The sequence below is a fragment of the Paracoccus sediminis genome, from assembly GCF_900188295.1.
GTDB classification, from domain to species: domain Bacteria; phylum Pseudomonadota; class Alphaproteobacteria; order Rhodobacterales; family Rhodobacteraceae; genus Paracoccus; species Paracoccus sediminis.
In genome coordinates this window covers 348,154-367,043 of record NZ_FZNM01000002.1, presented here as the reverse complement: position 1 = coordinate 367,043, position 18,890 = coordinate 348,154, and the positions used below count along the sequence as shown (strand labels likewise).

The window sequence follows — 18,890 nt, the reverse complement described above, 5'->3', positions numbered from 1 at the left end:
CTCTCAGTCCGGCCTGCGCCGCACGAACAGTTCGAACGCCAGATAAATCCCGGCGGCCCCCGACAACAGCGCCCAAAAGGGGCTGCCGGTATAAAGCTCGACCCCCGCCCAGGCCAGCGGGACGACCACGCACAGGATGCGCACCCACAGATGCCGGAAGAATGGGGCATTCGGATCAACCAGCATCTGTAGACTCCTGCATTTTTCGTTGGTTCGGATATTCCTTGCCGCCCTTATAACCCCGCCTGCCACGGCGGCGCCTCGGAAAAGGCCGCCGCCACATGGTCGATGAAGGCGCGGGTCTTGCGCGGCATCGGCCGGACCGGCGGCCAGATCACGCTGATGGGCAGCGGGCGCGGGGCCATGTCGGGCAGCAGGCGCACCAGCCGCCCGTCGCGCAGCGCGTCGTGGACAATGAACAACGGCAGCAGCGCCAGCCCCAGACCGCCGATGGCCAGATCGCGGATCGCGTCGCCGTTGTTCGCGGTAATCCGCCCCAAGGGCGGCGGCGGCACGTCGGCAAAGGGCCACAGATCCCCCATCCGCGCGTGCAGATAGCCGATGGCGCGGTGCCGCGCCAGATCGTCCGGCCCGTCGACCGCGCCCTGCACGGCCAGATAATCCGGGCTTGCGACCAAGACGCGGGGGTCTTCGCACAGCCGTCGCGCCATCAGGCTGCTGTCCTTCAGATCGCCGATGCGCAGGCCCACGTCGAAGCCCGCGCGGCCCAGGTCGGCCTGCTGGTCGTCGTAATCCAGCACGATCTCCAGTCCCGGATGGGCGCGGGCGAACCCGGCGATCACCGGGCCAAGGTGGCGGATGCCAAAGCTCATGGGCGCGGCGATGGCCAGCCGTCCGCGCAATGCGGTTTGGGCGCCCACGCTCTCGGTCGCGGCGACCAGTTCGGCCAGCGCCGGGCGCAGCCGGTCGGCCAGCGCCAGCGCGGCGTCGGTGGGCACGATCCGTCCCGCATGGCGGACAAACAGCGCCACGCCCAGGGCCGCCTCGAAATCGCTGATCCGCTTGCTGACCACGGATTTCGACAGATCCGCCCGCGCCGCGGCGCCGGATATGCTGCCCGCATCCAGCACCGCCAGGAACGTCCGTATGTCGCTGATCGACCAGTCCATGCAGGCAGCATAGCCCGCCCCCGGCCGTTCGCAAGAACCGAACGCCGCATTGCCCGCAAGACGGGTGACGCGAACGGCCCATCTGCGCCATATTGATGCCAACCCACAGGAGGCGCCCCATGCAACTGACCGGAATCCACCACCTGACCGCCATCACCGCCGATGCCGCAGGCAACAACCGCTTCTACACCGACACGCTGGGCCTGCGCCGGGTCAAGAAGACGGTGAACCAGGACGACACCTCGGCCTATCACCTCTTTTTCGCGGACGGGGCGGGCACACCGGGGACGGACATCACCTTTTTCGACTGGCCCGCGGCCCGCGAACGGCGCGGCACCCACGCGATCACCCGCACCGGTCTGCGCGTGGCGGAAGACAGCGTTGACTGGTGGGCCGCGCGCCTGTCGGACCTGGGCGTATCCACCGGCAAGATCACAGACTTGGACGGCCGCGCCAGCCTGGATGTCGAAGACCCCGAGGGCCAGCGCCTGCGCCTGGTCGCCGCGCCCGATCCCGCGGGCCAGCCCTGGGACCGCGGCCCGGTCCCCGCCGAACACCAGATCCGCGGGCTTGGCCCGATCACGATTTCCGTGCCCGATCTGGCCCCGACCCAAGCCGTGCTGACCCAGGTCATGAACATGACCCCGGTGCGCGACTATGCCAGCCCGGACGGGCAGGGCCGCGTCCATGTCTTTGCCATGGGCGACGGGGGCGCGGCCGCCGAACTGCATGTCGCGGTCCAGCCCGGCCTGCCTGCGGCGCGCCAGGGCGCGGGCGGGGTCCATCACGTCGCCTTCCGTGTGCCCGACACCGCCGCGCTGACCGAATGGACGCGCCGCGTGGGCGGGTTCCGCGTCCCCAACTCGGGCGAGGTCGAACGCTATTATTTCCGCTCGCTGTACTTTCGGGAACCGGGCGGCAACCTGTTCGAACTGGCCACGGACGGGCCGGGTTTCGACGTGGACGAACCACGCGACACGATGGGCCAGGGCCTGTCCCTGCCGCCGTTTCTGGAAGGCAAGCGCGCCGCCATCGAGGCGCGGCTGAAACCGCTGGACTAATATCCGGTCGCAAGGAGGACTCCATGACCACCATCCTTGGCCTGTCCGGCAGCCTGCGCCGCGCCTCGATCAACGCGGGCCTGCTGCGGACCGCGCGCGACGTGGCGCCCGACGGGGTGAATATCATCGTCGGGGATATTTCGCAGGTGCCATTGTACAACGGTGACGACGAGGCCGCCCGTGGCACGCCCCCCGCCATCGCCGTGCTGAACGCCCAGCTGGCCGGTGCCGACGGCCTGCTGCTGGTCACGCCCGAATACAACAACGGCATTCCGGGCGTCTTCAAGAACGCCATCGACTGGATGTCGCGGGGCGAGGGGCTGGCGCTGTTCGCGGGCAAGCCGGTGGCGGTCATCGGCGCATCCCCCGGCGGGTTCGGGACCACGCAGGCGCAGACCCATTGGTGGCCGGTGCTGCGCACCTTGAAGACCCGGCCCTGGTGGGACGGGCGGCTGATGGTATCGCGGGCGGGCGGGCTGTTCGACGCCGACGGCAACCTGACCGACGACAAGACCCGCGCGCAGCTTGCCGATTTCGTCGCGGGTTTCGCCGCGAGCCTGGCCTCAGGAAAGGACTGAACCATGAAATCCATCGACCATGTGGCCCTGACCGTGCGCGACCTGCCCGGCATGACGGCCTTTTATCGCGACGCCATCGGGCTGACCCCATTGGGCGGCGACGGTGAAACCGCGCGCCTGGGCGCGGGCGACCGCACCCTGCTGGAACTGCGCCGCGACCCCGCCGCGCGGCCCCGCGATCCGCGCCAGGCGGGGCTGTTCCATACGGCCTTCCTGCTGCCCGACCGCGCCGCCCTGGCCCGCTGGCTGCGCCATGCGGCCGACAGCGGCACCCGCCTGTCCGGGGCCAGCGACCACGGCGTCAGCGAGGCGCTGTATCTGGACGACCCGGAAGGCAACGGGATCGAGATCTATCGGGACCGCCCTGCGTCCGACTGGACCCGCACCGGCGACCGGATCGAGATGTTCACCCGCAGGCTGGATCTGGACCGCCTTCTGGCCGATGCCGATGCCCCCTGGACCGGCGCCCCCCAGGGCAGCACCGTGGGCCATGTCCATCTGCAAGTCGGCGATCTGGACCGCGCGGATGGGTTTTTCGCGGGTGATCTGGGCCTGACGCGCACCTTCGACGGGCCGGGCGGGGCGTGGTACGGCTGGGATGGATACCACCATCAGCTTGCCGGGAACGTCTGGAACAGCCAAGGCGCGGGGCGGCGCGAGGCGGACACCACGGGCCTGGCCGAGATCGCGGTGAACGATCCCGGTCGGTCGGACACCACGATGGCGGACCCCTGGGGCACGCCGTTCCGGTTCGTCTAGGCCCCGGCCATCCAGCCTGCCGCCGCCGTCAGGTCGTCCGCGGTCAGGTCGTGCCCGGCCTGGACCACGCGCGCGTCCAGATCGGCCCCCTGCGCCGCCAGCCAGTCGTTCAGCCGCGGCGCATGGGGACCATAGGGATCGCGCGCCCCGGCCAGCGTCAGGACCGCCAGCCCGGCCAGATCGGCCCGCGGCAAATCCTCCAGCACCGCCATGGGGCGCATCAGGATCGCGCGGCGGATCAGGCCCGGTTGCAGACCCATGACGGCGGCGGCGAAATTGGCGCCGTTGCTGTAACCCATCACCGTGATCCGCGCCGGGTCCAGGTCATAACCCGCCAGCGCCCCTTGCCAGAAGGCGGCAAAGGCCTCGGCCTCGGCCCGGATGTCGTCCTGGTCGAAGGTAGTCATGGTCAGGCGGCGGAAGAACCGCGCCACGCCTTCCTCGGCCGAACGGCCGCGCACGCCCAGCAACGTCGCATGCGGCGCGATGCGGTGGGCCAGCGGCATCAGGTCGGTTTCGGTTCCGCCGGTGCCGTGCAGCAGCACCAGGACCGAACCATCGGGCTGATTGGGCTGGCGAAGCCGGTGAACAAAGGGAAGCTCTCTCATCCGTATCCTTTCCTCGCCCGGACGGGCAAATTGCGGCAATCGCAGGCGCAGGTCGTCGGGGTCCGCGACCTGCGGGGGAAACATCAGGGTCCGGCCCAGGGAATCGGGGGCCTCGTCCACTGCCATGCCCGGACCGTCTGTCGCCAGTTCGATCAGGGTTTCCCCCGGTTCGCGGACATAAAGCGAGGTGAAATAACGCCGGTCGTGAACGGTCACGTCACCTGCATTGCGCTTGTTCAGGGCGGCATGATGGCCCTGCAAGGCGGCGCTGTCGGACACCCGCAGCGCCACATGATCGATGACCCCGGTTCCCGGAATGCCCGGCACGAAGCCCGAGGCGTCGCGAATGTCGATGGCATCGGCATCCGACAGAAGCCGCGTCACCGCCGCGTCCTGCGGCCCGATGCGATAGCCGAAGGGGCGCAGGAAGGCGGCCGTCTGTTCGGGCACATCCGACCAGATCGTCACCGCGCGGATCCGGGACGGGGCGGCGGGCCAGCCGGTCTCGGGCGCATCCGTGCCGACCAGCTTCACGATGATCCCGTCGGGATCGCGCAGCCGCAGCACGGGTTCGCCGAACTCTCGGGTCGGGCCTTCGATGCGCAGGCCGCGCTGCATCGCGCGCGTCAGCCAGTCGCCGATGCGCGCGGCGGGGATGGCCAGGGCGATCTCGGCCACGCGGCCATGGCCCACCCGGCCCGGCGCGCCGTCCTGCCAGACCAGAAAGCTGACCAGGCTGCCCGGCGAACCGGCCGGATCGCCATAGAACAGGTGCAACTGCTCGGCGTCCTCGAACCCCGCGGTCTGCTTGACCAGGGACAGGCCCAGAAAGCCCATCCAGAAATCGACATTCGCCTGAACGTCGCGGGTGATCGCCGTCACATGGTGGATACCGCTGGTCATCGCACATCCTTCGTTCAGAAACCTCGGCGCCCAGAATGGGGTTCCGGCGGCCCCGGCGCCATCCAGGCCGCCGCCAACCCGGCGTTCGGCCAGGACGAACGCCGGGCCGCTTGGCTGCTTGCAGCCCATGGACCTATGCTGGACCCGCCAACAGGAAGGATAACACCCATGAGCTGGAACCCCGCCCTGACCCCCGGATGCCCCGACGAGATCGGCCCCGGCGCCATCGAAACCCTTATCATCCCCCGCGCCCGCGACCTGGGCGGGTTCGAGGTGCGGCGCGCCCTGCCCGCGCCCAAGCGGCAGATGGTCGGGCCGTTCATCTTCTTCGACCAGATGGGTCCGGCGGAATTCCTGACGGGCCAGGGCATCGACGTGCGCCCGCATCCCCATATCGGGCTGGGCACCGTCACCTATCTGTATCGCGGCAGCTTCCAGCATCGCGACAGCACCGGGGCAGACCAGATCATCACGCCCGGCGCGCTGAACTGGATGATCGCCGGGCGCGGCGTCACCCATTCCGAACGCAGCCCCGATGCCGCGCGCGCCGGTCCCAGCAGCCTGCTGGGCATCCAGACCTGGATCGCCCTGCCCGAAAGCCATGAGGACATGGCGCCGGTCTTTGAACATCACGAACAGGGCGCCCTGCCGGTGATCCGCGACACGGGCATCACCGCGCGCCTGATCCTGGGCCGTGCCTATGGGCAGACGGCGCCCGCGACGCTGCCTTCGGACACTTTCTATCTGGATGTGACGCTGGCCCCGCGCGCGCGTTTTCCCCTGCCCGATGACCACGAGGATCGCGGGATTTACGTGACCGAAGGCAGCATCCGCATCGCCGGGCAGGACTTTGAATCGGGGCAGATGATGGTGTTCCGTCCGGGCGACGCGATCACCGTGCAGGCGGGCGACCGGGGCGCCCGGCTGATGGCCCTGGGCGGAGAGACGCTGAACGGGCCGCGCCACATCTGGTGGAACTTCGTGGCCTCGTCCCGCGAACGGATCGAGGAGGCGAAACGCCAGTGGCGGGCCGAGCGTTGGGGCACGGGTCTGTTCGACCTGCCGCCCACGGACCGGGCCGAACATATCCCCCTGCCGGAAAGGACCTGACCATGACGATCAAGACCGCCCAGGACGTGCTGGACTTCTGGTTCTCGCCCGAGATGGAGCCGAACTGGTTCGCCAAATCCGACGCCTTCGACGCGCGAATCCGCGACGAATTCGCAGATACCTGGCACGCGGCGCACCGGCGCGAACTGGATGACTGGGCAGCCACCCCCGACGGGGCGCTGGCGCTGATCCTTGTGCTGGACCAGTTTCCCCGCAACATCTTCCGCGGCACCGGGCGGGCCTTCGAATCCGACGGCATCGCCCTGGATCACGCCCGCGCCGCCGTGGATGCCGGGTTCGACCGGCAGATCGATTCCGGACGGCGGGTGTTCGTCTATCTGCCGTTCGAGCACAGCGAGGATCGGACCGACCAGACCCGATCGGTCGAACTGTTCGAGGCGCTGGGCGATCCGGGCTATCTGGATTATGCCGTCCGGCACCGCGACATCATCCAGGAATTCGGGCGCTTTCCGCACCGCAACGCCCTGCTGGACCGCAAGAACACCCCCGAGGAGGAGGAGTTCCTGAAAACCCACAAGGGCTTTTGACGGCCCTCAGCCGTCGCGGCCGATGGTCTGGATCGCGGTGAACCCTTCGAAACGCGGACCGCCTTCGTACAGCTTCTTCGTCTCGCCCGCGCGGGCATGGGCGTCACGGAACTGCTGGCTGCGGGTCCAGTCGCGGAAACGGTCCTCGTTTTCCCACACCGTGTGCGAGGCATAAAGGCAACGGCCGTCCTCCTCGGGGCCTTTGAGCATGTGGAATTCCACAAAGCCCGGCAATTCGTACAACTTGCTGTCGCGACCCAGCCACAGGGCCTCGAATTCGGCGGCGTTTTCGACCGGCACGGTGAACCGGTTCATGGCGATGAACATGGGCGTCCCTCGGGGTTGCGGATCCTGCGGGCATCATCGGACGGCGGCGATCCCCGCGACAGCCCTGTCACGCGGATGTGACGGCCTTGCGCCCTTGCGGCTTTTGGAAACGGGCAGATCGGGGTTAGCCTTTGTGGTCACATCCGGGGGAAACCACATGCGTCCCGCCCTTGCTGCCGCCCTGTTGATGGCCGTTCCCCTGTCCGTCCAGGCCCAGGAACGCCGCCCCAGCCATTGCATCGCCATCGCGGGCGGACCCGCGCGCATCCAGCAGGCCGCCTGGTCCGATCCGGTGCCTGAACGGTCGGTCCGGCTGTCTTATCTGGGGCACGCGATGTTCCTGATCCAGACACGAGGCGGGGTCGAGATCGTGACCGATTACAACGGCGCCTTGCCCGCCGGCACGCCCGTTCCCGATGCCGTCACCATGAATCATGCCCATTCCAGCCATTGGACGGACCTGGTCCAAGGCATCCCCCATGTCCTGCGGGGCTGGACGGACCGGTTCGGCATCGCCGCCGACCATTACCTGACGGTGGGCGACACGCTGATCCGCAACGTGGCGACCGACATCCGGTCCTGGGGCACGGTCGAGGAAGGCGGCAACTCGATCTTCGTGTTCGAGGCGGGGGGATTGTGCATCGCCCATCTGGGCCACCTGCAACACGAACCGACCGACGAACAATACGCGACGCTGGGCCGGGTGGATGTGCTGATGGTGCCGGTCGATGGCGGCTATACGATGGAACAGGCGGCGATGATGCGGGTGGTCAGCCGCCTGAACAGTTCGGTGGTGATCCCGATGCATTGGTTCAGCCCCGCCCGGCTGGAAAGCTTTCTTGCCGGCATGGCGTCCCAATTCGCCATCGAACGGCCAGGCACCAGCGAATACCTGGCGTCCCTGCGCGGGCTGCCCGACCGGCCGACCGTGGTGGTGCTGGAGCCGGTGTCGTCGGGGCGAAGCGGGCCGTGACGCGCCGGGGCCGGCATGGGCGACGGCGGGCGTCCGCCGGCCGTGCGAATGGCCGGTCGGGCCGTCAGGCAGGTTTTGACCGCCGCCGTGTCGCAAGCTCGACCGCCTTCAGAACGGCCACATAGAAGACCGGCACCAGAAAGATCCCGATGACCGCGGACGACGCCATGCCGCCCAGAACCCCGATCCCGATCGAATTCTGCGCCCCCGCCCCCGCGCCGCTGGCGATCGCCAGCGGCAGCACGCCCAGCATGAAGGCCAAGGTCGTCATCAGGATCGGGCGCAGGCGCATCTTCGACGCCAGGGTGGCGGCCTCCAGCAACGGACGGCCCTGGGCCACCAGCGATTGCGCGAATTCCACGATCAGGATCGCGTTGCGCGCGGCAAGGCCGATGGTCGTCAGCAGGCCCACCTTGAAATAGACGTCGTTCGTCTGGTCGAAGACCAGCGCGGCGGCCAAGGCGCCCAGGATGCCCACCGGCACGGTCATCATCACCGCCAGCGGCACCGTCCAGCTTTCGTAAAGCGCGGCCAGCGCCAGGAACACGACCAGGGCGGACAACGCGAACAGCAGGGGCGCCTGGTTGCCCGACAGCCGTTCCTGATAGGACAGGCCCGTCCAGGCGCTGCCATAGCCGCCGTCCATGCCGGCCACCATCTCCTCCATCGCGTCCATGGCGGCGCCCGAGGACAGGCCCTGGGCCGCCGCGCCCGACAGTTCCAGCGCGCGGGTGCCGCCATAGCGGGTCAGGGCCTGCGGTTCCTGATCCCAGACGCGGGTGGTGAAGGCGCCGAAATTCACCATGTCGCCGGTGGAATTGCGGGCGAACCAGCGGTCGATGTCCTCGGGCTGTGACCGGGCAAAGGCCTCGCCCTGCACGATCACCGGGCGCAGTTCCGTGCCCAGCGCGAAATCGTTCACGTCGCGGCCCGAAAAGATCACCGACAGCATCGCGTTCACCTCGGATATGGACAGGCCGAAGGCCGCGGCCTTCTGCTGGTCGATGTCCAGCCGCAAGGATGTCTGGAACGGCGCCTCGTTGCCGCGCAGGTTGGTGACGCGCCCGTCCGCCTGGGCGGTGGCGACCAGCCGATCTGCGGCCGCCGTCAGCGCCTCTTGTCCGCGCCCGGCCTGATCGACCAGATACATCGAAAAGCCCGACGACGCCCCCATGCCCGGAATCGCCGGGGGTTGCAGGAAATAGGCCTGCCCGGTGCGGTTTGTCGCGAAGAAATGCCCGTTGGCGCGCGCGACCAGGGACGCCACGTCCTGATCGGGCCGATCCTCGTAGTCGCGCAGCTTGGCAAACAGCATGGCGTTGTTCTGGCCCGACCCGCCAAAGCTGAAGCCCAGCACCGAAAAGGTGGATTCCACCGTCCCGGATTCCTGGGTCATCAGGTATTCCTCGACCTTTTCGACCAGGGCGCGGGTCTGGGCGGTGGTCGATCCGTCGGGTGTTTCGATCATGACCATCATCACGCCCTGATCCTCGTCCGGCAGGAACGATCCGGGCAGTTGCCCGAACAGTGCGAATGCGCCAAAGCCGACCGCCGCCAGAACGACCAGCATCCGAAAGGGCCTGCGCACCAGACGGGCGACCGCCGTGCCATAGCCGTCGGTGGCGCGGTCCAGCGTGCGGTTGAACCAGCGGGCGGGCGCGATGCCGCCGCCATGCTTGCGCGGTTTCAGCAGGCTGGCGCACATGGCGGGCGTCAGGATGACGGCCACGCCCAGCGACAGCACCATGGCCGTGATGATCGTCAGCGAGAACTGGCGATAGATCACCCCGGTCGCCCCCGACATGAAGGCCATGGGCAGAAACACCGCCGAAAGCACCAGCACGATGCCCACCAGGGCCGAGGTGATCTCCTCCATGCTTTTCTGCGTGGCCTCGACCGGGCCGAGGCCCTGTTCGTCCATCACGCGTTCGACGTTTTCGACCACGACGATGGCGTCGTCGACCAGCAGGCCGATGGCCAGGACCAGCGCGAACATGGTCAGCGTGTTGATGGAAAATCCCGCCGCCGCCAGCACGCCAAAGGTGCCCAGCAGCACCACCGGGATGGCGATGACCGGGATGATCGTCGCGCGCCAGCTTTGCAGGAAGGCGAGGATGACCAGGAACACCAGCACCACGGCCTCGGCCAGGGTCTTGTAGACTTGATTGATCGACTTTTCGACAAAGGGCGCGGTGTCATAGGGATAGACGACTTGCACGCCCTGGGGCAGCGACGGCGCGATGCCGTCGATGACCGCGCGCACCGCATCCGCAGTGTCCACCGCGTTGGCGCCGGTCGCCAGGTTCACGCCGAACCCCGCCGCCGGATTGCCGTTGTGCCGGGCCGCCCCGCCATAGGATTCCTGCCCGATCTCGATCCGGGCCACGTCGCCCAGAAAGACCGTCGATCCGTCCGGGTCCACGCGCAGCAGGATCCGCTCGAACTCTTGAACCGAGCTGAACTGGGACTGCGCCGACAGGGTCAGGGTCAGCCGCTGGCCCTCGGCGGACGGCTCGGCGCCCAGGTCGCCCACGGTGACGTTGGTGTTCTGTTCGGACACGGCGCCGGTCACGTCGGCGGGCGTGACCTGGTACTGCGCCATCTTCATCGGGTCCAGCCAGATGCGCATCGCATAGCCCGACCCGAAGGTGTTGATCGACCCGACGCCCGCCGTCCGCTTGACCGGATCCTCGATCACCTGGGATACCAGATCGCCCAGTTCGACCGACGAATAGCGGCCGTCGGTGCTGGTCAGCGCCCCCACCAGCAGGATCGACGAGGTGGACCGCGACACGTTCACGCCCTGTTGCTGCACGATGTCGGGCAATTGCGACGTCACCAGTTGCAGCTTGTTCTGGACCTGCACCTGCGCGATGTCGGGATCGACCGTATCGTCGAAGGTCAGCGACACCGACGCCGATCCCGGCGTCGAATTCGAGGTCATGTAGATCAGGCCGTCGATCCCGGTCATCCCGTCCTCGATGACCGTCGTGACGGAATTTTCCACGATCTCGGCAGATGCGCCGGTATAGGTCGCGCTGACGCGGACGGTGGTGGGGGCGATCTGCGGATACTGTTCGATCGCCAGGGTTTGCAGGCCAAGCCCGCCCACCAGCATGGTCACGAAGGCCAGAACCCAGGCAAAGACGGGGCGATGGATGAAGAAACGGGCCATGGCTTATTCCGTCGGTGCGGGGGCGGCAGCGGCGGGGGCCTGCTGCACCACGCCGTTCTCGTCCAGCGTGACCGGCACGGTCGCGACCGTTGCCCCTTCGGTCAGGGCGGCCAGGTTGTCCACCGCCAGCAGGTCGCCGGGTTCCAACCCGTCCGTGACGATCCAGTGGTTCCGATAGCTGCCGTCGTCGGTCAGGGCCACCTGCGCGGCCGCGCCGTCGCGGATCACCCAGGCCGACAGCTGGCCGGTCTTGTCGCGCGTGGCGGCGTTCTGCGTGACCAGGAACGCCTGGGTCGTGCCCAGGTCGATCTGGCCGCGCAGGAACATGCCGGGCAGGATCAGGCGGCGCGGGTTGTCGAACCGGAACCGCGTGTCCACCGCCCCGGTCGAGGTCGAGACGCTGTATCCCGGCGCCACCAGTTCGCCCGTGGCGGCATAGGTTTCGCCCGTTTCCAGCGTGAGCGTGGCCTGGATCGTGTCGTTCAGCGTCAGGCGGCCTTCGCTGATGTCGCCCCGGATCGCCAGCAACCCGGCCGAGGGTTCGTACATGTCCACCTCGATCGGATCCAGGCGGGTGACGGTCGCCATCGCGTCGGCCTGGTTCGCCGTGACCAGATCGCCCACCGACACCGCCGCCACGCTGGCCAACCCGTCGATGGGGCTGGTCACGGTGGTCCAGTCCAGTTCCGCCTGCGCCAGCGTCAGGGCGGCCTCGGCCGATTGCAGCGCGGCCTGGGCCTGTTCCAGCGTGGCGCGGGATTCATCGACCTGCGCCTGAGTGGTGCCCGATCCCAACAGCCGTTCGGTCCGGCCGAACGAGGTTTCGGCCTGCGTCAGGCCTGCGCGGGCGGAACTGACCTGGGCCTCGGCGCTGCGAAGGTTCGCCTGATAGGTCGTCGGATCGATGCGGAACAGCGGCGCGCCCCGATCCAGCGCCGTGCCCGGCCGGTACAGGATTTCCGTCACCAGCCCGCTGACGCGGGGACGGATCGCCGCCTGGGCCTGGGCCACCGCCCGGCCCGGCAGGGTGATGATGCGCGGCACGGGCTGGGGCTGGACCGTCACCACGCCGACCGTCCGGGGTGGCATCGCGGCGTCCTGGGCCAGGGCCGGCGCGGCCGGAACCGACAGGGCGACCAGCAGGGCGCGGGCAAGCGACGAAAGGCGAGGCATCGGATGATCCTTTGCGGAAGGGACAGCAGGGCGTTGCGCCACCATATTGCATATCGATGCATAGTGTGCAATGTTTGCTTTAGATGAATTTTCCCAGGGCGCCTGCATGGCTGTGAAATCGACGCTTCGCGACCGCAGGCGGCTGCAAACGCTGCGTGACATCCAGCGCGCCGCCCTGACGCTGGCGCTGCGGCATGGGTACGATCCGGTGACGACCGAAATGATCGCGGCCCAGGCGGGGATCAGCCAGCGGACCTTTTTCAATTACTATTTGAACAAGGATGCCGCGATCGTCGGCAACGCGCCCTGCTTTGACGACGAGACGGTGGAAGGATTCCGCGCGTCATCCGGGCCGTTGCTTGCGGATCTGTTGCAGGCGCTGCGCCAGCTTTTGACGCGCAGCGAACTGGATCGGGGCACATCGCAGCTGATCGACCGGCTGCTGGACACCGCCCCGGAACTGGTGCCGATCTTCTACGGATCCCTCAGACGGCTGCGCGACCAGATCGCCGACCTGGCCGTGGTCCGTCTGGGCGAGGATGCACGATACGACGCGCAATTGCTGGCCGAGGCGATCGCCCATGCCCTGGCCGACACGTTCCGCATCTGGGCCAACGACGACGCGATGTCGGACGGCAGCATCGTCGATGTCGCCGCTGCCAAGTTGCAGGTTCTGCGCGGCTATCTGGCGCAGGTCTAGACAGGCGTGGCCCGGTTGATCGGGGAACGGGGCGCGGTCCGGCGGCCATGTCCGACGCCGCGGCGCACCGCAGACAGTCCGATTCCCCGGCCATGCGACCGGCTTCCATGGTTTCGGGGAGAGGATCCTGACTCCGCCGGAAAGACCCCGCGCCGATCGGTCCCGTGGCCGTTGGCCTCGGTTCCCGCAAACATGGTCAGGACGCCCAGGAACTCGGGATGCGCTTCCAGCAGGGGGTCTGCGACAGCCCGGCACGGTCGGCGGTCTGGGCGATCGGCCGGCTCGCGTCCTTCATCACGGCGGCGGCGATCTTGCGGTCGATCAGGTCCGGCCTGGCTGCCGTCTTGTCGCATCTTCCGAAACCGTGTTCCCTTCCTGGTTTCATTGCGGAAAACCGGCCGCGGGCCATCGGTCCGGGAAATCTCGACCTTGAGTCGGGGGTTTTCCCGACCTAAGGTTGAATCATGATTACGCAAAAGATGAAATACGCGCTCAAGGCGATGCTGGTTCTGGGCGACGAGGCCGCCCGGCCCGCCCCCGAGGCGCTGACCATCGAAGGGATCGCCCGCCGGTCGGACACGCCCAAGCGGTTCCTGGAACAGATCCTGCTGGAACTGCGCAACGCGGGCATGGTCCGTTCGATCCGGGGCCGGTCGGGCGGCTATCTGCTGAGCAAGCGGCCCGGCGACATTTCCATATCCGAACTGCTGCGCCTGATCGACGGCCCCATCGCCCCCCTGCCCTGCCTGTCGCGGCGCGCCTATCAGCGCTGCGAGGATTGCCGGGACGAGGCCGCCTGCCGCATCCGCAAGGTCTTTGCCGAAATCTTCTGGTCCTATCTGATCCTGATCGAATCCCTGACGTTGGAGGACATGCTGCGGTTCGAACATGTGGCCGATCAGGTGGTGGGGGCCTAGAACGGCGCCGGCTGGCCGAAGCCGACCTGCACGCCGCTGTCGGGATGGCGGATGCGCAGGCTTTCGGCGTGCAGCATCAGGCGCGGATGATCCGCCGCAGCGCCCGTCGCATACAGCGGATCACCCAGGATCGGATGGCCGGTTTCCGCCATATGGACGCGCAACTGGTGGCTGCGCCCGGTCAGCGGGAACAGCCGCACGCGGGTTTCGTCGTCGCCCGCCCGGATCACCCGCCATCCGGTCAGCGCCGGACGGCCCCTGTCGTGATCGACCCTCTGGCGCGGACGGTTCGGCCAATCGACGATCAGGGGCAGATCGACGGTCCCGACCTTCGGCTCCAGCCGCCCGGCCAGGCGGGCGACATAAGCCTTTTTGACGCGGCGATCCTCGAACTGCTTTGACAGCACCCGCTGGGCATGGGGGGTCAGGCCAAAGACCATCACGCCGGACGTGTCCTGGTCCAGCCGGTGCACCAGCAGGATCGTCGGAAAGGCGCCGCGCAGCCGGTTGATGAGGCAGTCGTCCTTGCCCTCGCCCCGGCCCGGCACGGACAACAGGCCGGATGGCTTGGCGACCACCAGGATCTCGTGGTCGGCGTGCAGAACCTCGGGCTGGCCTGTGGGCGGCGCATAGGCAAACGATGTCATTTCAGGACCAGCCGGATCGCCAGTCCCGCGAACATGACGGCGGCGATCTTGTTCAGAAGCCCCAGCCGCCGCCCCATTACATGGCCCGCATAGCCCGCGACGATGCCGTATCCCATCGTCACCAGCGTGCCGGTAAAGGCGAAGATCAGCCCCAGGCCCAGGATCTGCTGCCAGACCGGTCCCCAGGCGGGGTTGGTGAACTGCGGCAGGAAGGCCAGCAGGAACAGCACCGGTTTGGGGTTCAGCGCGTTCGACAGGAACCCGCGACGGATGATGTTCCAGGGCCGCACGCTGCCGCGCGCCGACGGATCGACCGGCCCCGCACGCCAGCTTTTCCATGCCAGCCACAGCAGATAGGCGGCGCCCGCGTATTTGATCGCCAGCAGCGTCCCCGGATGGGCCGCGACGATGGCGCCCAGGCCCACGGTCGCCAGCGTCACATGCATCAGCACGCCCAGGCCCACGCCAAAGCCCGCCAGCGCACCGGCGCGCGGCCCGCCCTGAATGCCGCAGGCGCTGGCAAAGAACACGTCCTGCCCCGGCGCCACGTTCAGCATCAGCCCGCCCGCAATGAACGCGGTCAGTTGCGCCAGCGGAATGGCGGCGATGGTGTCCCAGATCATCCTTGCGGTTCCTGCGGCAGGCCGTCGGCGATGTCGTAGTAATCGCCCTTGTCGGCCACATAGATATGGCCCGCCAGATGCAGGCCGGTGGGGGTGTCCACCGCGCCCGGCGCGACCTCGATCCGATCGCCGCCCTGCCTGCGCCAGAACAGGCCGCTGCCGCATCGGGGGCAGAAGCCGCGTTCGGCAAGGTCCGAGGACCGGAACCAACGGACCGGCCCCGTGATGGCCAGATCGTCCGCCCCCGCGGCGGCCCAGACATGGCCCGACCAGCGGCGGCACTGGCCGCAATGGCAGGCGCGCAGCGGATCGCCGCCCCAGGTTCCCTGGAAGGTGACGGCGCCGCACAGGCAGCGCCCGGTGAAATCAGACATCGCGGAACACCTCCTCCAGGATGGCCGCAAGACGGCCGGCGTCGTCATGGGTAAAGGCGTCGGGCCGGTCGCTGTCGATGTCCAGGACGCCGATCAGCCTCCCGCCCCGGCCCCGGACCGGCAGGACGATTTCCGACCGGGTGGAACTGGCGCAGGCGATATGGCCCGGAAACGCGTCCACGTCGGGCACGATCTGGACCTGCCCGGTCCGCGCCGCCGCCCCGCAGACCCCGCGCGCGAACGGGATGACCAGGCAGCCGTGCCCGCCTTGATAGGGACCGATCTTCAGCACCTCGGGCGCCACGACGCGATAAAAACCGGTCCAGTCGAAGCGGTCGTCGGACTGGTGGATTTCGCAGGCCAGGGTGGCCATCAGCGCAACCTCGTCGGTTTCGCCATGGGTGAGAGAGCGGATTCGTGCGGCAAGGGCGTCGTAATCGGTCATGCCCCCTTTTATGATGCCACGGCGGGGGCGGAAAGCCGCCTTTCGGACGATTTGACGCCCCCGCGCCGGTCGGCCAATCATGCGCGCATGACACCCCTGTCCCTGACGCAGCGCATCCTTCTGGTGATCCTGGCCGTGCAGGCCGCGCTGTTCGCGGCCCTGGCCGTGGCCAGCCTGGAAAGCGTGCGCCGCGACATCGCCACCGAATCGCGGCTGGCGGTGGATACCGCGCGCGCCCTGGTGCTGGCGACCGTGGGCACCATGCACGGCGCGGTGCCCCCCGACCGGATCATGCGGCTGCTTCCCGAACGGCTGGTGGTGCCGCGCCATGTCGCGCTGGGAACGGTGGACATCCTGGACGGGGTGGTGCGCCGCGTCCCTGGCCCCGTTCTGGCCCATGCCCCGGCACCCCGCTGGTTCGCGGGGCTTGTGGCGCCGGATCTGCTGGAAACCCGCCTGCCCGTCGTGATCGGGGGGCGGCCGCGCGGCTATGTCTTCATCGCCACCGATCCGGGGGCCGAGATCGCGCTGGCCTGGCGCAACCTGTCGTCCTTTCTGGGGCTGGCGGCGCTGGCGGCACTGGTCCAAGGGGTGCTGATCCTGCTGGCCACGCGGCAATGCCTGCGGCCGGTGGCCGCCATCGCCAGCAGGCTTTCCGACCTGCGCCGTGGCGATCTGGAGGCGCGGGTCGGCCCGGTGCCGCAGCGCGACCTGGCGCCCATCGCCGCCGGGGTGGACGGGCTGGCCCAGGCCCTGCAACGGGCGCAGGCCGACCGCGCCCGTCTGCAACGCCGCGTCGTCACGCGCGGGGACGAGGAACGCAAGGCCGTCGCCCGCGACCTGCACGACGAGATGGGCCCCTGCCTGTTCGGCCTGAGGGTCGAGGCCGACGCCCTGCGCCAGGCCGCCCCCACCCCCGCCGTCGCCGCCCATGCCGCATCCATCGCCGACATCGCCGAGGAGATCGCCCGCGTGAACCGCGCCCTGCTGGGCGACCTGCGGCCCGCCGCCATCGGGCAACTGCCGCTGGCGGCGGTGCTGGGCGATTATGTCGCCGATCTGGGACGGCGCTTTCCCGACCGGAACATCGACCTGGATCTGGCCCCCGGCCAACCAGAACCGGACGAGGCGACCGCCCTGACACTGTTCCGCATCGTGCAGGAAGGCACCACGAACGCCCTGCGCCATTCGGGGGCCGGCCGCGTCGCCGTGCGGCTGTGGACCGATCCCGCGCATTGGCGGATCACGGTGGCCGACGACGGCCGGGGCATGGCGCCCGGCAGCCGCGAAGGCACGGGGCTGACCGGAATGCGCGAACGGATCACGCTGCTGGGCGGCGATTTGGCCTTGTCCTCGGGCGCGGGGGGCACCACCATCGCGGCCAGCCTGCCCTTGCCGCAGATCGAGGAAGGATCGCCATGAAATCCGCGCTGGTCGTCGACGATCATCCGATCACCCATCTGGGCGCGAACCGCCTGTTGCGGGATCTGGGCTATGACCGGATCGGGCAGGCCATGTCGGGGCAGGACGCGCTGGCGCAGCTGGACGCGGAAAGGGCGCCCGACCTGCCCGACCTGATCGTGCTGGACATCACCTTGCCCGGCGAAAGCGGGCTGGATCTGGTGAATGCGCTGCACATTGCCGCGCCGGACGCGCGGATCCTGATCTTTTCCATGAACGACCAGACCGGCTTTGCCGCCCGCGCCTTGCAGGCCGGCGCCCAGGGGTTCCTGTCCAAGAACGCGCCCCCCGACGATTTCCGCACGGCCGTGCGGACCCTGGAAGGGGGCGAATTCTATCTGTCGCCGCGCCATGCCATGGCCCTGGCGACCCTGCGCGCCGGGGCATCGGCCAATCCCCTGGGCGCGCTGTCGGATCGCGAACGGCAGGTGCTGGCCCTGATCGGCCGGGGCTTCAGCCTGCAAGCCATCGCGGACGACCTGGATGTCAGCTACAAGACTGCCGCCAACACCTCGTCCGCCCTGAAGAAGAAACTGGGCGTGGACGGGATCAACGGCCTTATCAAATTCGCCCTGGACAGCGGGCTATGACGGCGATGCTGGGATGGTTCAGTCTGGACGGCGATGCCCCGCCGGGCGAGGCCGACCGGATCCTGGCGCGGCTTTCCGCCCGGCTTGCCGATGCCGGACTGCGCGTTGCGGGCGCCATCCAGCACAATACCGAAACGGGCGCCGACTGCGCCTGCGACATGGATGTGGTGGTGATCGGAGAGGAAGGCGCCCCGATCCGCATTTCCCAGTCCCTGGGTCCGGGATCGTCGGGCTGCCGGCTGGATCCCGGCGCGCTCGAGATGGCGGCGGCCCGCGTCGCGGCGCGGCTGCCAGGGGCCGAACTGCTGATCCTGCCCAAGTTCGGCCGGCAAGAGGCGGTGGGCCGCGGCTTTTGCAGCGTGATCGCCGAAAGCCTGGCGGGCGGCATTCCGGTTCTGCTGCATGTGCCGCCGGAACAGCGGGCGGCCTTCGCCGATTTCTGCGACGGCATGGGCCGACAACTGTCGCCGGGCACCCTGGCCGAATGGTGCCTGGATCAGGTCACGGGCGTTCCGTGAACATTGTGGTGGATGCGCGCGGGATGCTGTGCCCCCTGCCGGTGCTGCGCCTGCGCAAGGTGCTGCTGGGGGCGCCGGTGGGCGCGCGGGTCACGCTTTTGGCGACCGACGCCATGGCCGCCGTCGACGTGCCGCATTTCTGCGCGGAAGGCGGGCATCGGTTGCTGGATCGGCGTGACCTGGCCGACGGCGTGCACGAATTCGTCGTCGAACGGGGGCTGTCTGCCCCTTTGGCCGCAAGCGGCCTCACCCCCAAGGATATTTAGGCAC

23 protein-coding genes are annotated in these 18,890 nt (G+C 68.6%); 12 read left to right on the top strand and 11 right to left on the bottom strand.

Annotated features, from left to right (window positions below; translation table 11 throughout):
* Positions 1-3 precede the first annotated feature (3 nt).
* Both CHB77_RS04850 and CHB77_RS04845 read right to left on the bottom strand, forming a co-directional pair.
* Positions 4-186: a hypothetical protein gene (locus CHB77_RS04850; RefSeq protein ID WP_089387038.1), complete on the bottom strand. Its 183-nt coding sequence runs from the start codon at positions 184-186 to the stop codon at positions 4-6.
* Positions 187-233: 47 nt separating this feature from the next.
* The gene (locus CHB77_RS04845; RefSeq protein ID WP_089387037.1) at positions 234-1,130 is read right to left on the bottom strand and encodes a LysR family transcriptional regulator; all 897 of its coding nucleotides are present in this window, start codon (positions 1,128-1,130) and stop codon (positions 234-236) included.
* A 119-nt stretch (positions 1,131-1,249) separates the two neighbouring features.
* On the opposite strand from CHB77_RS04845, the gene CHB77_RS04840 reads away from it, so the two are divergent.
* Genes CHB77_RS04840 through CHB77_RS04830 form a run of 3 tightly spaced genes read left to right on the top strand, consistent with a single transcriptional unit; the run spans position 1,250 to position 3,528 of the window.
* Positions 1,250-2,191: a ring-cleaving dioxygenase gene (locus CHB77_RS04840; RefSeq protein ID WP_089387036.1), complete on the top strand. Its 942-nt coding sequence runs from the start codon at positions 1,250-1,252 to the stop codon at positions 2,189-2,191.
* 23 nt (positions 2,192-2,214) lie between these two features.
* Entirely contained in the window at positions 2,215-2,769 is a 555-nt protein-coding gene (locus CHB77_RS04835; RefSeq protein ID WP_089387035.1) for an NADPH-dependent FMN reductase, read from the top strand.
* Positions 2,770-2,772: 3 nt separating this feature from the next.
* Complete coding sequence (locus CHB77_RS04830; RefSeq protein ID WP_089387034.1) at positions 2,773-3,528, top strand: VOC family protein; 756 nt, start codon at positions 2,773-2,775, stop codon at positions 3,526-3,528.
* On the opposite strand, the gene CHB77_RS04825 is transcribed toward CHB77_RS04830, so the two are convergent.
* The gene (locus CHB77_RS04825; protein ID WP_089387174.1) at positions 3,525-5,039 is read right to left on the bottom strand and encodes a VOC family protein; all 1,515 of its coding nucleotides are present in this window, start codon (positions 5,037-5,039) and stop codon (positions 3,525-3,527) included. The genes CHB77_RS04830 and CHB77_RS04825 overlap by 4 nt on opposite strands.
* Before the next feature lie 168 nt (positions 5,040-5,207).
* Here CHB77_RS04825 and CHB77_RS04820 point away from each other — a divergent pair, with 168 nt between their 5' ends.
* Both CHB77_RS04820 and CHB77_RS04815 read left to right on the top strand, forming a co-directional pair.
* Positions 5,208-6,149, top strand: a complete 942-nt coding sequence (locus CHB77_RS04820) for a pirin family protein (RefSeq protein ID WP_089387033.1) — start codon at positions 5,208-5,210, stop codon at positions 6,147-6,149.
* 2 nt (positions 6,150-6,151) lie between these two features.
* Complete coding sequence (locus tag CHB77_RS04815; RefSeq protein WP_089387032.1) at positions 6,152-6,697, top strand: DUF924 family protein; 546 nt, start codon at positions 6,152-6,154, stop codon at positions 6,695-6,697.
* A gap of 6 nt (positions 6,698-6,703) precedes the next feature.
* Here CHB77_RS04815 and hmuQ read toward each other — a convergent pair whose 3' ends face one another.
* A complete protein-coding gene (hmuQ, locus tag CHB77_RS04810; protein ID WP_089387031.1) occupies positions 6,704-7,024 on the bottom strand; it encodes a heme-degrading protein HmuQ in 321 nt (106 codons plus the stop codon).
* A 157-nt stretch (positions 7,025-7,181) separates the two neighbouring features.
* Between hmuQ and CHB77_RS04805 the strand changes: the two genes are divergently transcribed.
* A complete protein-coding gene (locus tag CHB77_RS04805; protein WP_089387030.1) occupies positions 7,182-7,997 on the top strand; it encodes an MBL fold metallo-hydrolase in 816 nt (271 codons plus the stop codon).
* Positions 7,998-8,061: 64 nt separating this feature from the next.
* On the opposite strand, the gene CHB77_RS04800 is transcribed toward CHB77_RS04805, so the two are convergent.
* Together CHB77_RS04800 and CHB77_RS04795 are read right to left on the bottom strand one after the other, a co-directional pair.
* The gene (locus CHB77_RS04800) at positions 8,062-11,172 is read right to left on the bottom strand and encodes an efflux RND transporter permease subunit (protein ID WP_089387029.1); all 3,111 of its coding nucleotides are present in this window, start codon (positions 11,170-11,172) and stop codon (positions 8,062-8,064) included.
* 3 nt (positions 11,173-11,175) lie between these two features.
* Positions 11,176-12,345, bottom strand: a complete 1,170-nt coding sequence (locus CHB77_RS04795) for an efflux RND transporter periplasmic adaptor subunit (protein WP_089387028.1) — start codon at positions 12,343-12,345, stop codon at positions 11,176-11,178.
* Positions 12,346-12,451: 106 nt separating this feature from the next.
* On the opposite strand from CHB77_RS04795, the gene CHB77_RS04790 reads away from it, so the two are divergent.
* Positions 12,452-13,045, top strand: coding sequence for a TetR/AcrR family transcriptional regulator (locus tag CHB77_RS04790; RefSeq protein WP_165456199.1), 594 nt, complete (start codon positions 12,452-12,454; stop codon positions 13,043-13,045).
* 196 nt (positions 13,046-13,241) lie between these two features.
* Here the strand turns inward: CHB77_RS04790 and CHB77_RS04780 are convergent, their stop codons facing one another.
* On the bottom strand, positions 13,242-13,454 hold the full coding sequence (locus CHB77_RS04780; RefSeq protein ID WP_242626528.1) for an AsnC family protein: 213 nt from the start codon (positions 13,452-13,454) through the stop codon (positions 13,242-13,244).
* A 55-nt stretch (positions 13,455-13,509) separates the two neighbouring features.
* On the opposite strand from CHB77_RS04780, the gene CHB77_RS04775 reads away from it, so the two are divergent.
* Positions 13,510-13,962, top strand: coding sequence for an Rrf2 family transcriptional regulator (locus CHB77_RS04775; protein ID WP_089387025.1), 453 nt, complete (start codon positions 13,510-13,512; stop codon positions 13,960-13,962).
* Here the strand turns inward: CHB77_RS04775 and CHB77_RS04770 are convergent.
* From CHB77_RS04770 to CHB77_RS04755, 4 genes are read right to left on the bottom strand one after another with little or no spacing between them, the layout of a single operon-like run.
* A complete protein-coding gene (locus CHB77_RS04770; protein WP_089387024.1) occupies positions 13,959-14,609 on the bottom strand; it encodes a pseudouridine synthase in 651 nt (216 codons plus the stop codon). The two genes, CHB77_RS04775 and CHB77_RS04770, sit on opposite strands and share 4 nt — an antisense overlap.
* On the bottom strand, positions 14,606-15,232 hold the full coding sequence (locus tag CHB77_RS04765) for a LysE family translocator (RefSeq protein WP_089387023.1): 627 nt from the start codon (positions 15,230-15,232) through the stop codon (positions 14,606-14,608). The genes CHB77_RS04770 and CHB77_RS04765 overlap by 4 nt, the downstream gene beginning before the upstream one ends.
* Positions 15,229-15,606 (bottom strand): GFA family protein, encoded by a 378-nt coding sequence (locus tag CHB77_RS04760; RefSeq protein WP_089387022.1) that lies wholly within the window; start codon positions 15,604-15,606, stop codon positions 15,229-15,231. Before CHB77_RS04760 ends, CHB77_RS04765 begins: the two co-directional genes overlap by 4 nt.
* Positions 15,599-16,051, bottom strand: coding sequence for a GAF domain-containing protein (locus tag CHB77_RS04755; RefSeq protein ID WP_089387172.1), 453 nt, complete (start codon positions 16,049-16,051; stop codon positions 15,599-15,601). Before CHB77_RS04755 ends, CHB77_RS04760 begins: the two co-directional genes overlap by 8 nt.
* 87 nt (positions 16,052-16,138) lie before the next feature.
* Between CHB77_RS04755 and CHB77_RS04750 the strand changes: the two genes are divergently transcribed.
* From CHB77_RS04750 to CHB77_RS04735, 4 genes are read left to right on the top strand one after another with little or no spacing between them, the layout of a single operon-like run.
* On the top strand, positions 16,139-17,473 hold the full coding sequence (locus tag CHB77_RS04750) for an ATP-binding protein (RefSeq protein ID WP_131023313.1): 1,335 nt from the start codon (positions 16,139-16,141) through the stop codon (positions 17,471-17,473).
* Positions 17,470-18,102 (top strand): response regulator, encoded by a 633-nt coding sequence (locus tag CHB77_RS04745; RefSeq protein ID WP_089387020.1) that lies wholly within the window; start codon positions 17,470-17,472, stop codon positions 18,100-18,102. Before CHB77_RS04750 ends, CHB77_RS04745 begins: the two co-directional genes overlap by 4 nt.
* Positions 18,099-18,620 (top strand): DUF2478 domain-containing protein, encoded by a 522-nt coding sequence (locus tag CHB77_RS04740; RefSeq protein WP_242626527.1) that lies wholly within the window; start codon positions 18,099-18,101, stop codon positions 18,618-18,620. Before CHB77_RS04745 ends, CHB77_RS04740 begins: the two co-directional genes overlap by 4 nt.
* Positions 18,617-18,886 (top strand): sulfurtransferase TusA family protein, encoded by a 270-nt coding sequence (locus CHB77_RS04735; protein WP_341273550.1) that lies wholly within the window; start codon positions 18,617-18,619, stop codon positions 18,884-18,886. The genes CHB77_RS04740 and CHB77_RS04735 overlap by 4 nt, the downstream gene beginning before the upstream one ends.
* The last annotated feature ends 4 nt before the right edge of the window (positions 18,887-18,890 follow it).